The sequence below is a fragment of the Streptomyces sp. MMS24-W38 genome, from assembly GCF_059889265.1.
On record NZ_JCBCPP010000001.1, the window covers coordinates 5,912,918 to 5,927,874 of the forward strand.

11 protein-coding genes are annotated in these 14,957 nt (G+C 72.5%); 7 read left to right on the forward strand and 4 right to left on the reverse strand.

All coding sequences use genetic code 11. The annotated features are described in order from the left end of the window. Positions 1–31: 31 nt before the first annotated feature. Positions 32–2,431, forward strand: a complete 2,400-nt coding sequence (locus tag AC6F7H_RS25935) for a glycoside hydrolase family 65 protein (RefSeq protein WP_500759405.1) — start codon at positions 32–34, stop codon at positions 2,429–2,431. A gap of 133 nt (positions 2,432–2,564) precedes the next feature. Next, positions 2,565–2,768: a hypothetical protein gene (locus tag AC6F7H_RS25940; protein WP_500759406.1), complete on the forward strand. Its 204-nt coding sequence runs from the start codon at positions 2,565–2,567 to the stop codon at positions 2,766–2,768. Positions 2,769–2,893: 125 nt separating this feature from the next. Here the strand turns inward: AC6F7H_RS25940 and AC6F7H_RS25945 are convergent, their stop codons facing one another. Further along, entirely contained in the window at positions 2,894–5,215 is a 2,322-nt protein-coding gene (locus AC6F7H_RS25945) for a heavy metal translocating P-type ATPase (protein ID WP_500762062.1), read from the reverse strand. Between the two features lie 940 nt (positions 5,216–6,155). Here AC6F7H_RS25945 and AC6F7H_RS25950 point away from each other — a divergent pair. The 3 genes from AC6F7H_RS25950 to AC6F7H_RS25960 all read left to right on the forward strand — a co-directional run bounded on the left by AC6F7H_RS25950 (position 6,156) and on the right by AC6F7H_RS25960 (position 7,843). Next, positions 6,156–6,599, forward strand: a complete 444-nt coding sequence (locus tag AC6F7H_RS25950; protein ID WP_500759407.1) for a universal stress protein — start codon at positions 6,156–6,158, stop codon at positions 6,597–6,599. A gap of 335 nt (positions 6,600–6,934) precedes the next feature. After that, a complete protein-coding gene (locus tag AC6F7H_RS25955; protein ID WP_500759409.1) occupies positions 6,935–7,594 on the forward strand; it encodes a ferredoxin--NADP reductase domain-containing protein in 660 nt (219 codons plus the stop codon). A gap of 18 nt (positions 7,595–7,612) precedes the next feature. Continuing rightward, the gene (locus tag AC6F7H_RS25960) at positions 7,613–7,843 is read left to right on the forward strand and encodes a thiolase family protein (RefSeq protein ID WP_500759411.1); all 231 of its coding nucleotides are present in this window, start codon (positions 7,613–7,615) and stop codon (positions 7,841–7,843) included. Between the two features lie 342 nt (positions 7,844–8,185). Here the strand turns inward: AC6F7H_RS25960 and AC6F7H_RS25965 are convergent, their stop codons facing one another. From AC6F7H_RS25965 to uriH, 3 genes are all read right to left on the reverse strand, one after another. Then, positions 8,186–9,598 (reverse strand): MFS transporter, encoded by a 1,413-nt coding sequence (locus tag AC6F7H_RS25965; protein ID WP_500759412.1) that lies wholly within the window; start codon positions 9,596–9,598, stop codon positions 8,186–8,188. 349 nt (positions 9,599–9,947) lie between these two features. After that, complete coding sequence (gene uriT, locus AC6F7H_RS25970; RefSeq protein ID WP_500759413.1) at positions 9,948–11,390, reverse strand: uridine transporter UriT; 1,443 nt, start codon at positions 11,388–11,390, stop codon at positions 9,948–9,950. Next, entirely contained in the window at positions 11,387–12,334 is a 948-nt protein-coding gene (uriH, locus tag AC6F7H_RS25975) for a uridine-preferring nucleoside hydrolase UriH (protein ID WP_500759414.1), read from the reverse strand. Before uriH ends, uriT begins: the two co-directional genes overlap by 4 nt. 467 nt (positions 12,335–12,801) lie before the next feature. Here uriH and AC6F7H_RS25980 point away from each other — a divergent pair, with 467 nt between their 5' ends. Together AC6F7H_RS25980 and rbsK are read left to right on the forward strand one after the other, a co-directional pair. Beyond that, positions 12,802–13,842 carry a LacI family DNA-binding transcriptional regulator gene (locus tag AC6F7H_RS25980; protein ID WP_500759415.1) on the forward strand — a complete coding sequence of 347 codons (1,041 nt, stop codon included), beginning with the start codon at positions 12,802–12,804 and terminating at the stop codon, positions 13,840–13,842. Next, a complete protein-coding gene (gene rbsK / locus AC6F7H_RS25985) occupies positions 13,839–14,747 on the forward strand; it encodes a ribokinase (protein ID WP_500759417.1) in 909 nt (302 codons plus the stop codon). The genes AC6F7H_RS25980 and rbsK overlap by 4 nt, the downstream gene beginning before the upstream one ends. Positions 14,748–14,957 lie beyond the last annotated feature (210 nt).

The following is a 14,957-nucleotide window of genomic DNA, read 5'->3' on the forward strand; positions in this document are numbered from 1 at the left end:
CGTTCGGCAAGGAGGAATGCGAGGGCGGCCGATGCCGGAGTGGACTTGGGAGTACGAGGGGTACGACCCCGCTGCCGAGAGGTTGCGGGAATCGCTGTGCACGCTCGGCAACGGCTACTTCGCCACCCGTGGCGCGATGCCCGAGTGCAGGGCGGGCCTGGTGCACTGCCCGGGGACCTATGCGGCCGGGTGCTACAACCGCCTCGAGTCGACCGTGGCGGGGCGCCGGGTCGTCAGCGAGGACATGGTCAACCTCCCGAACTGGCTGCTGCTGCGCTTCCGTCTGCGTTCCCATGGCGGGACGTGGGGGCCGTGGCTCACCCCGGACTCCGCAGCCCTGCTCGACCACCGGCAGGTCCTGGATCTGCGCCGGGCCGTGCTCATCCGTACCTCGCGCTACCGGGACGATGCCGCAGGAGCGCTCCGGGTGGAACAGATCCGCCTGGTGCACATGGGGGACCCGCATCTGGCGGCGCTGCGAACGGTGCTCACCGCCGAGGACTGGTCGGGGGACGTCGAGGTCGAGTCCTCCCTCGACGGCGATGTGATCAACGCCAACGTCCACCGTTACCGGTCTCTCAACCGGCACCACCTGGCCCGCGTACGGACCGGGGTGCAGGAGCCCGGGACAGTGTGGCTGCGCTGCCGGACCAGCACCTCGGACATCGGGATCGCCATGGCCGCCCGGAGCGTCGTCGTGGGGCCTCCTTCCTCCTTCTCACAGCTGCGTCCCGACCGGCGCCGCACGGTTCACCGTTCGGTGGTCCCGATCGCTCCGGGCCGGCCCGTCGAGGTCGAGAAGACCGTGGCGCTGCACACCTCCCGCGACACAGCGATCAGCGATCCGCTCGGCGCGGCCGTCGACCGGGTGACCGTGGCATCGGACTTCGCCGCCCTGCTGCACTCCCACGCCGCCGCCTGGCAGCGGCTGTGGCGACGCGCGGACATCCGCATCCCCGGCCAGGCAGGCCGCATCCTGCGCCTGCACCTGTTCCACGTGCTGCAGACACTGTCCCCCCACACCGCGGATCTGGACGTGGGGGTGCCGGCCCGGGGGCTGCACGGCGAGGCCTACCGGGGGCACGTGTTCTGGGACGAGCTGTTCGTGCTGCCGTACCTGAACCTGCATCTCCCCGAGGTGGCCCGGGCCCTGCTGACCTACCGCCACCGGCGCCTCGGCCGGGCCTGCCGGGCCGCCGCCACCATCGGCCGGGCGGGGGCGATGTACCCGTGGCAGAGCGGCAGCGACGGCCGTGAGGAGTCCCAGGAGCTGCACCTCAACCCCCGCTCGGGGCGCTGGTTGCCGGATCACTCCCGGCTCCAGCACCACGTCGGCTCGGCGATCGCCTACAACGTGTGGCGGTACTGCGAGGCCACCGGCGACATGGAGTTCCTGTACACCAAGGGTGCGGAGATGCTGCTGCAGATCGCCCGTTTCTGGGCGGACACGGCGGTTCACGACCCGGAGTCGGGTCGTTACCGCATCCGTGGGGTGGTCGGCCCCGACGAGTACCACGACGGTTACCCGGGCGCCTCCCGGCCCGGCCTGGACGACAACACGTACACCAATGTCACCGCCGCCTGGGTCCTCTGCCGTGCCCTGGACCTCCTGCGGCGGCTTCCCGCGTGGCGCAGGGAGGAACTGTTCGAGCACATGGGTCTGGACCGTGACGAGCTCCCGAAGTGGGAGGAGGTCTCCCGGCGGTTGCGGGTGCCCTACCACCAGGGCGTCATCAGCCAGTTCGAGGGCTACGGCGACCTTGCCGAACTGGACTGGGACGGCTGTCGCGCGCGGTACGACAGCATCCGCAGACTGGACCGGATCCTCGAGGCCGAGGGCGACACGGTCAACCGCTACAAGGCCTCCAAGCAGGCCGACGTCCTCATGCTGGGCTACCTCTTCCCGCCCACGGAGCTGCAGAGCCTGTTCCGGCGCCTCGGATACCACCTGGACGACGAGGTCTGGAGCAGAACCGTCGACTACTACCTGCACCGCACCAGCCACGGCTCCACCCTCAGCGAACTGGTGCACGGCTGGGTCCTCGCCCGGGTGAGGCGGGCCGAGGCGTGGCAGTACTTCCACGAGGCCCTGGAGGCGGACGTCGCCGACGTCCAGGGCGGCACGACCGGCGAAGGCATCCACCTGGGTGCCATGGCCGGCACGCTTGATCTGGTCCAACGCGGCCTGACGGGGCTGGAGACCCGCGAGGACGGCCTGTGGCTCGACCCGGTGCCGCTGCCGGCCCTGTCGGAGTACGGGTTCGCACTGAGCTATCGCGGGCACCGGGGCATCAGCCTGCGGCGCTACAGCGGGCAACTGGAGCTCGGCGTACCCGACTCGGAGGAGTCGCCGGTCCGCGTGGTCCTGGCGGACCGGGCCGTCACCGTCGCTCCCGGAGAGACCTGCACGCTCCAACTGCCGACGAGCTGATCGGCGCCGCCGACGGGCGAAGCCCGGGGTGACGTCACGAGTCACCGGAGTTCAAGCCGCCGGCCGGGCGGCAGGGAGCGCGGCGCACTCGGACGGACGCGACGCCGACGACGCCGACCGAGGGGCGGGCACCGTGGGTACGAGTCCCACACCGGAGTCCCGGGAGCGGTTCGCGCTTCTGCTCGTGGCCGCGGCGGGCGTGACGTTCGTCCTCACCGCGGTGCGCGACGCGCTCGCCGTCCGGCTGCTGAGCCGTCGCGCACACCGTAGGCCGACACGGACATCCCGCCGTACCGGGACAGGAACCGCCGATCGGCATCCGCCCGCCCACCGCTGACCGGCCGAGGCCGGTCGTCGCGTCTTTCTGACATTTCCGGCGCGCCGCCGGCTCGTGGGTCAACCGAGGGCCATGCCCACGATCAGGAGCAGTGCGAACGCTTCTTCGTGGGAAAGGCGTACCGATCAGGGAGCCAGGGAGAAGTAGTTCTCCTCCTCCTGCGTGAAGTGCAGCCGCAGCACGGTGTGCAGACCGTACAGGCAGGCGCGCAGGTCCTCGAACTGCTCGGACCTCAGCGCGCCCTGTGCTTCGGCGAGTGCCACGTGGGTGGCCACCCGCCCGGAGAGCCGTTCGATCTCGGCGTGGGCGCGGCTCATGGTCGCCGTCGCCTCGGGGCCGCCGAGTGTGGGTTCGAGAGCCGGATAGAGCTGGTGCTCCTCGGCGTGCTCGTGCGGCAGCAGCCGCTCGGTGAGCAGCCGGTTCACCTCGCGTACCGACTCCAGGGCCTGAGCGTCCTGACCGGGAGCCGAGAGCCTGGCCGCCGCGTCGCGCACGGCCTGCAACACGTCCTGCAGTTCCTCGTGCTCGGCCGCGAAGCGGTGGATCAGGGCCTCGGCGGCGGGTTCCAGGGCGGGCCGGCCCCCTTGGTCCACGCGCAGGGCGCGCAGCGCGTTGAGGATGACCGCCACGTCGATTCCCTCCTGCAGCAGGGCGCCGACCGCCGGCGGCAGCAGTCCCATGGCGGCCGCGGCCATGGCCGCCAGGGACAGCAGCATGCCGCCGAGGGCGCTCTGCACGGCGATGCGGCGCGCCCGTACGGCGATCGACGCGGCGTCGGCCAGCCGGTCCACGCGGTCGGTGGTGAGGACGATGTCCGCGGCCTCGGAGGATGCGGTGGAGCCCCGTGCCCCCATCGCCACGCCGACGTCCGCGGCGGCGAGCGCGGGCGCGTCGTTCACACCGTCGCCGACCATGACGGTGACGGCGCGTCGGCGTTCCGCGCGGACCTCGGCCACCTTGTCCGCCGGGGTCAGCTCGGCCCGTACGTCGTCGAGTCCGAGGACGGCGGCGAGCTCGCGGGCGGGCTCGGGCCGGTCGCCGGTGAGCATCACGATCCGCCCGATGCCTGCCGTACGCAGCCGTCGCAGGGTCCGCGGCGCGTCGTGCCGCAGCGGATCGCGCAGCAGGACGGCCCCCACGGGGCCGCCGTCGACGGTGAGCCAGGCGACAGCGGCGCCGTCCAACAGAGCCCGGTTCTCCGCCGCCCGTGCCCAGTCCGGGACCGGCGTAGCGGGCTCCAGGCGGCCGACGGTCGTCCTGCGGCCCTCGACCACGCCGTGCGCGCCCCGGCCGGCCTCCTCCGACACGTCCGTCGCCACCGACGGCTCCAGCTCGCGCTCACGGGCCGCTTCGACGATGGCGTGGGCCAGGACGTGTGGTGAGTACTGGTCGACGGCGGCCGCCAGCCGCAGTACCTCGGCGGGTTTCCAGCCGGGGCCCGCGGTCACGTCGAGAACGCGCGGGCGACCGCCGGTGAGGGTGCCGGTCTTGTCGAGCAGCAGCGTCCGGGCCCGTCCCAGGCGCTCCAGGGCGCCACCGTCCCGGACCACCACACCCAGCCGGGACGCCCGGGACAGCCCGGAGACGATCGCCACCGGGGCGGCGAGCAGCAGCGGGCAGGGGGTGGCGACCACCAGCACCGCGACGGCCCGCACCGCGGAGCCGCTGAACAGCCAGGCCAGCCCTGCGACCGCCACCGAGAGGGGCAGGAACCATGCTGCGTAGCGGTCGGCCAGGCGGACGACGGGGGCCGCCTCAGCGCCCGCCTGCCGGGCCAGCCGCACGATCCCGGCGTAGGTACTGTCCTGCTCGGTCGCCGTGGCCAGCACTTCGAAGGCCCCGCCCGCGTTGACGACCCCGCTGCGCACGGTTTGCCCGGACACCCGCTCCACCGGCGCCGACTCGCCCGTGAGCACCGACTCGTCGAGGACGGCCGCCGGGCCCACCACCTGCCCGTCGACCGGAACGACCTCGCCCGCGCCGACGACGAGCAGGTCCCCCACGGCGACCTCGGCGAGGGGGACCGGGCGGACCTCGGTGCCGGTGCGCCGGCGGGCGGTGCGGGGCGCGTGCGCGAGCAGCGCACGCAGGTCGTGGGAGGCACGCCGCTGGGCGGCGGCCTCCAGCGCGCGGCCGGTGGCCAGCATCAGACCGATCAGTGCACCGGCGAGATACTCGCCGACGGCCAGGGTGCCGCCGAGTGCCAGGACCGCGATGAGGTCCACGCCGGCGTGACCGCGCCGCAGCGCGGTCAGCACCCAGCCGACCGCGGGGGCGACGGCAAAAGCCGTGCCCAGAGCCCAGCACAGGTCGGCGGCGTCGGTGTCGCCCAGCAGCCAGAGAACGCCCCCCGCCGTCAGCGCCGAGGCCGTGACAGCCAGGAGAGCGGGTTCGAGCCAGGACGTCGCCGTCTGCGCCGAGGCAGGTCCGGGCACCGACTTCTCCATGCCGGCCCGGCGGGAGTGGTCGGCGCGGTTGACGTGACGCATGGCAGTCCTCACCGTCGGCGGGTTCGCGGCGGGGAGCGGCCGGGAACGACGCCACCCGCCCGGCCGGGTGAGTACTCTCCTCGCCTCGCGTCCAGGATCCGACGATTCATCGGGCGGATCCAGGGCCGCACGGCCCTCATGTTCCTCGCCCGGCCCCGGCCCGCCACGCCCAGGGCCCGTCACGGTGCTCCCCGTCGGGAAGCCAGGGGTGCAGCGCGTAGCCGGCCGGATCGGGCGATGGCGAGTACGCGCGGGTGAGGCGGGCAACCCGGGTGAGGAGCGCACTTCCCCCGCCCGGCTCCTGTACCTGCCTGGTCAGGGCCTGGGCGGCGGCAGGCCGACCGCTGCGGGTGCCCGCAGGTACTACCCGCCGTCGTACACCGTGAACGCCGCGGGGCATCGCTCTGCTCGGTCTCCACCCTCGAGATGGAGACCTCCCGGAGGGCGCGCCCTCGACCAGCACCACGAGCACGCCCCTGGCCCAGCCGCACCCGAACCCCGGCAGATCCTCGATGAGTGGTCGGCCCACGGGGAGACGCCGGTCGTCCCGCACGTCGGCCCTCCCCTCAAGCCCTGAACACGACCGCACCCGGCGCAGCCCTCAGCATTCGCTGAAGGAGGCCCGCGACGAACGCAGTGCCCGGTCGCGGTCGTACCCGAACGGCGGTGAGCAGGTCGCGACACGCTCCGACCCGACGGCTGACAGTTGACGGCTCTTGGCTGAATGCGTGAGGGCGTGGCCTCCGGCTGGGTGGCCCGCCTTGCGTACGGACGGCGCACCGCCGTCCGTCATGCCGCCGGGGGCGCACCTCTGGCTGTGTGGCGATGATTCCCGCAGCGTGGGGAGCAGGGGCGGACCGGCCTGGTGGGCACGTACGCTGAAGGAGAGGTGGGACGCATGGACGAAGATGCCTCCGAGCGCCGGGTGGTGGTCGGTGTCGACGGGTCGCAGTCCTCGTACGAGGCTCTGCGCTGGGCCGTGCGCTACGCCGGTCTCGTCGGCGGCACCGTGGACGCGGTCGCGGTGTGGGAGCTGCCGGGACTGTACGGCTGGTCGGCGCCCGCCGTGGACATGGACGTCGACGAGGACGAGACCCGGCAGAAGATGAGCCGGGAGCTGGCCGACGTGCTCGGCGCGGACACGGCCGACTCGGTCCGCACCCATGTGGTGCACGGCAATCCCGCCGACGTCCTGCTGCGGGCCGCCGAAGGAGCCGAGGTCCTGGTCGTCGGCAGCCGGGGCAGGGGCGGATTCGCGCGCGCCCTGCTCGGCTCCGTCAGCCAGCACGTGTCCCAGCATGCGAGCTGCCCGGTGGTGATCGTGCGCTCCGAGAAGCAGTGACCCCGAAGCAGTGACCTGCGGACCGGGACGGTGCGGGGCCGACCGGCCCACGACGCACCGACCCTCTTGCGTGACGCTGCTGGTCGCGGGGAGTGCAGAGGAGGGTGACATGAACGGCATGATCGAGCGACTGCCGGGCCGGTCGGGGCCGCTCGACCTGTCCGGCCGGGGCGAGCCGGGTTCCACGGACCCCATGGGCCTGGGCTGCACGGTGTCCGCGTCGAAGAGCATGGGGCGAACGGGACGTACCCGCTGCGGGCCGGGCTTTTGGGCATCGGCCCGGCGAAGGACGTCAAGAGCCCGGCCCGCACGGCGACAGCGCGGCCGAACTCGGGGTGCTCGGCGCCGGCGGGGCGCCACTCGACCAGTACGAGCGCGATCTCATCGAAGGGCTGCCGACCGAGATACCGGACGGCGACCGGCCGGTGGTCGTCCTGGACTACTGCAAGACGCCGGTCGCCATCGTGGGCGACGAGCGAGTCGAGGCGGTCCGGTTCGCGCGGACGCAGATCGATCCCGAGACCGGCCCGACCTCGGTGACCGACGAGACGGACGACGTGTCCGCCGGCCTGGTCATCCGCTCCGTGGGCTACCGGGCGCAGCCGATCAAGGACCTGCCCTTCGACGAGGAGCGGGCAGTCGTGCCGAACGAGCACGGCCGGGTCGTCGACCCGGCCACGGGCACGACGGTCCCGGGAGCCTTCGTCACGGGCTGGGTCAAGCGCGGGCCCTCGGGCGTCATCGGAACCAACAGGCGATGTGCGCGTGAGACGGTCGACGCCCTGCTCGAGGACTGGGAAGCGGGACGACTCGGCGAGCCGGCCGATGCCACCGACGTCGCATCGATCCTGCCGCGCGTCGCCGACCTGGAGGCGTGGAAGGCCCTGGACGCCCACGAGAGGACGAGCGGCCGAGCCGCGGGCCGTCCGCGCGTCAAGGTAGCGGACAGGGACGCCCAACTGGCCGTGATCGCGGCAGCGCTTTCGACCGACTGAACGAACCAGGAGACGGACGTGGGCGAACGCATCGTCGTCATCGACGGGGCGCGGACCCCGATCGGCAGCTTCGGCGGCCAGTTCAAGGACGTGCCGGCGCACGAGCTCGGTGCGGCGGCGGTCACCGGCGCGATCCTGTCGCTGCGGGTGGTGAAGCACCTGCGCCGCACTGGCGGTGAGTTCGGCATCGTCACCATGTGCATCGGCGGCGGCCAGGCCCTCACCGCCCTCTTCCGCCGCCTTGACTGAGGCGGGGACGCCGAGGCGTTCGGCGTCCCCGCCGCCAGGAGCGCGGTGGGGACGCCCGCCCCCGTGGAGTCGCGATGCCGCATGCGGGAGGGGCCGGCCACACCGGGGAGCGCCGCGGGCGCCTTCGAACCGGCCGGCGGGCGTGTGCGTTCTCTCCTTCGCGGCCCGGGCCCGGCGGGCGGTGCCGCCCGCCGGGCGGGAGGAGCGGATCCTGCCACTGGAGGCCCGGGGCCGACCAGCGCCGACCAGGTTCTGAGCGTTGGCCGAATCGTGCGACGACGCACCGCGGCCCCCTTGCCCTGGTATCGGGGCGAAGGGGGCCGCATTGGCACTCCGGACGGTTCAGCGGGCCGCGCCGACGGCCGTGGCCTGGTCCCGGTCGGGGGCGGCAGGGGCCTCGCCCTCGTCGAGGGCGGTGTCCTTCGTCTCCTTGCCGATCAGCAGCGAGACCAGGGTCAGCAGTGCCATCGCGGAGAGGTAGACGCCGACCAGCCACGGCGAGCCGTCGCCGGCCTCCCACAGCGCCACCGCGATGAACGGGGCGACGGCCGCGCCGAGGATCGAGCTGACGTTGTACGAGATGCCGGAGCCGGTGTAGCGCACGCTCGTCGGGAACAGTTCCGGCAGGAGCGCGCCCATCGGGCCGAAGGTCATGCCCATCAGCGTGAAGCCGAGCACCAGCCACAGCACCACGCCGAGCGTGCCGAGGCCGATCAGCGGCACCCACACCAGACCGAAGACCAGGATCGCGGCGGTGACCCAGATCAGGGTGGTGCGGCGGCCGTACTTGTCGGCGAGCGGGCCGGAGATCAGGGTGAACGCGGCGAAGAACAGCACCCCGAAGATCATCATCAGGACGAAGGTGGTGTAGCTGTACCCCAGGCCGGGCACGGCGGCGTCCGTCGCGGTCCGGCCGTAGCTCAGCGAGAACGTGGTCATCAGGTAGAAGAGCACGTAGGTGGCCAGCATGAAGAAGGTGCCGAGGACCAGCTGCTTCCAGTGGTTGTGGAAGACGGTGGCCAGCGGCAGCTTCCGCACCAGCCCGGCCTCGCGGGTCTTGGAGAAGACCGGCGCCTCGACCAGGCGCATCCGCACCCACAGGCCGATCACGACCATCACGGCCGAGAACAGGAACGGAATGCGCCAGCCCCAGCTCAGGAAGGCCTCGGAGGGTTGCGACGGGTCGGCGCCCGCGGCGGACGGCAGCAGCGCGCCGATGATCAGGAAGAGGCCGTTGCCGATGATGAAGCCGAGCGGGGCACCCAGCTGCGGGAACGTGCCGTAGAGGGCGCGCTTGTTCTTCGGGGCGTTCTCCGTGGCGACCAGCGCGGCGCCGCTCCACTCACCGCCCAGCGCGAAGCCCTGGGCGAGCCGCATCAGCACCAGCAGCGCGGTGGCGATCCAGCCGGCCTGCTCGTAGGTGGGCAGCACGCCGATGAGGAAGGTGGCGATGCCCATGGTGAGGAGCGAGGCCACCAGCGTGCCCTTGCGGCCGAGCCGGTCGCCGAGGTGCCCGAAGACGACGGCGCCGATCGGACGGGCGACCATGGCGGCGCCGAACACCGCGAAGGACGACAGCAGCGCGGTGGTCGGGTCGCTGTTCGGGAAGAAGAGCGCGGGGAAGACCAGGACGGCGGCGGTCGCGTAGATGTAGAAGTCGTAGAACTCGATCGTCGTGCCGATGAGGCTCGCGACGAGGACACGGGACCGCGAGTTGACGGGTGCCTGGGTTGGGCTGGTGGCTGGTGCGGGCATTTCTGGGTCTTTCGCACGAGGGCGGAGAACAGGCGCCGGCGGCGTGCCGCCGACGGCCCGCCCGACAGCGGGCACCTTTCCGGAGGAAGGCCGCGTGTACGGTACAGGCAACTCGAGGTTCCCAGATATCTCACTCATCAGGCGGCGCGTATCAAGATGTGGGACGAGTTCGAGATGTCGGGCGCTGTGAACGCACGCGGGCCGGCCACGGGAGCCGGCCCCCGGAGGGCGAACGGCGAACGGCCTGCGGCACGGAACCCGGGAGGAATCCCCGGGCCCGTGCCGCAGGCCGTCGTCAGGTCGCCGGACCGGAGTGCCGCCGGGTCGCGGCGGTACCGGAAGGGCTGACTCAGTCGTCGCGCGCTTCGGCCTCCACCGGCTTCGGGATCATGAAGGACGTCGCGAAGGCGGCGGCCAGGATGACCACTCCGGCGATCATGGCGGCGGTGTAGTCGGCGGGCGACGTGGGGTCGTCCGGCAGGGCGGCCGTCTTGACCGCGTACAGCAGCGCGAAGCTGAGACCGGCGCCGAGGTTGAACGCCCCCGCGTTGAGGCCGGGCAGGAAGCCCGGGTTCTCCTTGGGGGACAGGACGATGCCGAGCCCGTTGAGCACGATGTTCGCCACGCCCGCGTAGGCGATGCCGACCAGGATCGAGGTCAGCAGCAGCATGGAGCGGGACTGGGAGTCGACCGTGAGGATCATCAGGAGCACGCCCGCCACGGCCCCGATCAGCCCCAGCCGCAGGATGCGGCCGTACCCGAAGGTGGCGGCGAGCCGGCCGGCGATGGGCCCCATGGCCAGGCCGGCCAGGGCGTACGGGGTGAGGGTCCACCACGCGGACTGCTCGGCGCCCATGCCGAGCCCGGCGTTCCCGTCCTGGGCGAGGGCCGGGATCAGGCCGTTCATGACGGCGAACACGCCCGTCATGGTGAGCAGGGTGGTCAGCAGGGTCGCCCAGGTCGAGCGCTGCTTCAGGTGCCGGGTGGCGACCAGCGGGTGCGTACTGCGGTCCTCGGTCCGCCAGAACAGGGCGAAGGCGACCGCGCCGACGACGATGAGGACGGCGACGAGGAGCCAGTTGGCGTCGGCGAGCTTGCCGGCCTCGTTCAGCGCGGTGAGCAGTGCGCCGACGGACACGACGAGGAGCGCGACACCCGGCCAGTCCATCCGGTCCGCGGCGGGAGCCTTGGTCTCGGGGGTCAGGGTGGCGACCATCACGGCGGCGAGGACCGCCACGACGGCCATCGTCCAGAAGACCGACCGGAAGCCGTAGTTGTCGGCGAGGTAGCCCCCGGCGAGGGCGTCGATACCGGCGATGCCGCCGTTGACGGCGGTGATCACACCCAGCAGGGTGCCGTACTTCTTCGGTTCGCGCACCTCCTGCCGCAGCATGATCAGGCAGAGGGGGACGACCGGGCCGGACACACCCTGGATGATGCGGCCGACGAACAGCACGGGCACGCTCGGCGCCAGTGCGGCGACGACACAGCCGACGGCCATGAGCGCCAGCATGCCGGCCAGGACCTTGCGCCGGCCGATGACGTCGCCCAGCCTCGGCAGGAAGAGCGAGAACAGGGCCGCCGAGGTGAAGAACGCGGTCTGGGTGAGCCCGATCTCGGCCGAGCTGGCCCCGAAGCTCTCCTCGATGTTCTTCAGCGCGGGGCTGAGCATGCTCGCGTTGAGCTGGAAGGCGAAACAGGCCGCGAGGAGTGCGACCATCAGCACGCCCACACGGGTCGTGCGGCGGCCCGATGCCTCGTCGGGCCGGTTCACGGTGATGGGTGAGCTCATGCCTCGACGTCACCGATCCGCTCGAGGGCGTCCACCACGAGGTCCCAGAACCGCTCGCGGTCGAGCTCGACCGCGACCTGGGTGTGGCAGTCGGCCGGGGCCGGGGCGCGGAAGTCCGTCACGGTCATGCCCAGGGTCAGACCGCCGCTGAGCTCGACGTCCACGGGAGCCTTGCGCACCGTCATGACGGAGGGGTCGATCACGTACGCGACCGCGCAGGGGTCGTGCACGGGCGGGTGCTCGAAGCCCTGCGCCTCCTTGTAGGTGGCGCCGAAGAAGTCCAGCAGCTCGCCGACGAACTTGGCGGGCTTGGTGCCGACCGCGGCGATCTTCTCGGCGACCTCGGGCGTCGCCAGGGCCTGGTGCGTCAGGTCGAGACCGACCATGGTGACCGGCCAGCTCTCGTTGAAGACGATGTGGGCGGCCTCGGGGTCGATGATGATGTTGAACTCGGCGACCGCGCTCCAGTTGCCCTCGTGGTAGCCGCCGCCCATCAGGACGACCTCGCGGACCCGCTCGACGATGCGGGGCTCCTTGCGCGCGGCGAGGGCGATGTTGGTCAGGCCCGCCGTCGGGACGATGGTGATCTCGCCGGGCTCGTGCGACATCACCGTGTCGATGATGAGGTCGACGGCGTGCCGGCGGTCCAGCTCGAGGGTCGGCTCGGGCAGCACCGGTCCGTCCAGACCGGTCTCGCCGTGGATGTCAGGGGCCGTCTCGATGGCCCGCACCAGCGGCCGCGGGCAGCCGGCGGCGAAGGGCACGCCGGTGATCCCGGCGATGCGCGCCACGGAGAGGGCGTTGCGGGTCACCTTCTCCAGCGTCTGGTTGCCGACCACGGTCGTGACGGCGACCAGGTCGATGTCCGGGTTGCCGTGCGCCAGCAGCATCGCGATGGCGTCGTCGTGTCCGGGGTCGCAGTCGAGGATGATCTTTTTGGCCATCGGGAGCCCCTTTGCTCAAGGTGGAACGGGTGGAACGGGTGGAACGGGGGTGAAGCGGATCTCTGGAGCGCCGAAGGAGGGCTGCTACCGGAGGGCGGGCCGGCGCGTATGCCCGGCGCCGGCGGTGGTGGCCGTCTCCGTCACCGTCACCGGAGGGACGGCAGCGGCACGGGGCGACCGACTGGCGCCGGCGGCGATCGGGGTGATCGGGGTGAACACTGCGCACCTCCTTGGAAACGGTTTGGGAAAACGTTCTCCAGAAAAGTTCCTCATGGAACCCGCAGTTGTCAATGACCGATATCTCACGACTCCCCGCGGATGGACTGATGATCGGCAATCCCAGGTGATAACGTTTGCCGGAAACAGTCCCGGAAGGCCGCTTCCCGCCCGGCGAAAGCCCGGTGAGCGAAGCGGAGTCGCACCGAGTGAAGGGGGGCTCGGCAGTGGCCGAGGTCACACTGAAGGACGTGGCTCGCGCGTCGGGCTGCTCCGTTGCCACGGTGTCCCGGGTGCTGGGCGGAACCCGTCCGGTCGGGCCCGAGATCGCCCGCCGGGTCAAGGAGGCGGCCGACCGTCTCGGTTACCGGCCCAACCAGGTCGCCCGCGCCCTGCGCAGCCGCGCCACCGGCACCATCGGTCTCGTCCTGCCGCAGATCACCAACCCCTTCTTCCCCTCCCTCGTACGGGAGGTGGAGCACGCGCTGCACGCCGAGGGCCGCGCCGTGCTGTTCGCCGACTGCGACGACGACCCGGAGACCGAGGCGGCCCGCATCACCGCCCTGCTGGACCGGCAGGTCGACGCCCTGCTGGTCGTCCCCGTCGACGAGACGCACAGCCGGGAGGCGGTGGCGATGGCGGCGGCCCACGTGCCCCTGGTGCTGCTGGACCGCGGCTGCGGGCCCGGCGTCGCCGACTCGGTCGCGACCGACAACACCGCCGGCATGGCACTCGTCCTGGACCACCTGGCCGCCACCGGCCGCCGTCGCCCGTGCTTCGTGGGCGCGGCCGGAACCGCCTCGGCGGCGGTCGAGCGGCTCGCGGCGTACAAGGCGGGGGCCGGCGCCCTGGACGCGGAAGCCCCCGGCCGCGTCGAACTCGGCGACTTCTCGTTGGAGTGGGGGCGGGCCGCGGTGGACCGGATCCTGCCCTCCCGGCCGGACGCCATCGTCTGCGCCAACGACCTCATCGCGGTCGGTGCGCTGCGCCGGCTGCGGCAACTCGGCGTGGACGTCCCGGGTGAGATCGCCGTCACCGGTTTCGACGACGTTCCCGTGGCGGACCTCGCCGAACCGCCCCTGACCACCGTCCGCCAGCCCGTGCGCGCACTGGCCACCGAGGCCGCGCACCTGCTCGGCCACCGGCTGGCCGGGCAGCAGAACGGGCAGCCGGACGGGCCGCGACGGTCGGTCCGGCTCGCCCCCGAACTCGTCGTACGCGCCTCCAGCGCACCCCGTGCCGCCTCGGCGCAGGACACCGGCAGTACCCGCACCTCAGAGGAAAACCAGTGATCGCAGTCGTCGGAAGCCTCAACCTGGATCTCGTCGTACCGGTTCCCCAGCATCCGGTGCCGGGTGAGACGGTCCTCGGCGGGGGCATCGCCCAGCACCCCGGAGGCAAGGGCGCCAACCAGGCGGTCGCCGCCGCCCGGCTCGGCGGGAACGTCGCCTTCGTCGGCCGGGTCGGCGAGGACGACGCGGCCGACATCATGCTCGGCGCCGTCCGGGAGGAGGGTGTGGACACCACACACATCACCCGCACCCCGGACGTGGCGACCGGCCGCGCCCTGATCGCCGTCGATCCGGCCGGCGAGAACACCATCATCGTCAGCCCCGGGGCCAACGCCCGCCTGGGCGCCGCCGACTGCGAGGCCGCCGCGGACGTGCTGCGGAAGGCGGCCGTGACCGTCCTCCAGCAGGAGGTCCCGGACGAGGCCAACCACGCCGCCGCACGGCTGGCCGGCGGCATCGTGCTGCACAACCCGGCCCCCGCCGTCGCCGGCGCCGTCCCGCCGCCCCACGTCGACGTGCTGGTCCCCAACCGCACGGAACTGGCGGCCCTCACCGGCACGCCCGTACCGGAGACGATCGACGAGGTCGTCGCCGCGGCCCGGAAGCTGACCGGTGCGGGCGCGGTGATCGTCACGCTCGGCGGCGACGGGGTGCTCCTCCTCGAGGGCGCCGCGCACCTGCACGTCCCCGCCTTCTCCGTCCGGCCCGTGGACACCACCGCCGCCGGTGACTCCTTCTGCGGCGCGCTCGCCGTCGCCCTAGCGGAGGGCCGCACCCTCGAGCAGTCCGCCCGTTGGGCCTGTGCCGCCGCGGCGATCAGCACCACCCGGGCGGGCGCCCAGCCCTCCCTCGCCCGCCGCGACGAGGTGGAGGCCTTCCTGGCCGGGAACACCGGGAACAGCTGAAGCGCCGTTCCGGCGGGAGGCGCCGGGGAGATCGTCGCCGTGGCGCGGGCTGAGGTCCGCCCGCGTGGGGACCCGCACCGGGTCCGTGCCCGGTGCCACGGCGCCGCTCACGGCGGAGCGCCGAAGTCGTGGCCCCCAGTCACGCCGCCGGTCCCGGCCCATGACGAAGGTCTCAACTTGAGAAAGAATCCGGCCAAGATCGTTTTGATG

Coding starts and splice junctions, on each gene's coding strand:
- AC6F7H_RS25935 (WP_500759405.1), top strand. CDS start 32: ATGCCGGAGTGGACTTGGGAGTACGAGGGGTACGACCCCGCTGCCGAG.
- AC6F7H_RS25945 (WP_500762062.1), bottom strand. CDS start 5,215: ATGGAGAAGTCGGTGCCCGGACCTGCCTCGGCGCAGACGGCGACGTCC.
- AC6F7H_RS25950 (WP_500759407.1), top strand. CDS start 6,156: ATGGACGAAGATGCCTCCGAGCGCCGGGTGGTGGTCGGTGTCGACGGG.
- AC6F7H_RS25965 (WP_500759412.1), bottom strand. CDS start 9,598: ATGCCCGCACCAGCCACCAGCCCAACCCAGGCACCCGTCAACTCGCGG.
- uriT (WP_500759413.1), bottom strand. CDS start 11,390: ATGAGCTCACCCATCACCGTGAACCGGCCCGACGAGGCATCGGGCCGC.
- uriH (WP_500759414.1), bottom strand. CDS start 12,334: ATGGCCAAAAAGATCATCCTCGACTGCGACCCCGGACACGACGACGCC.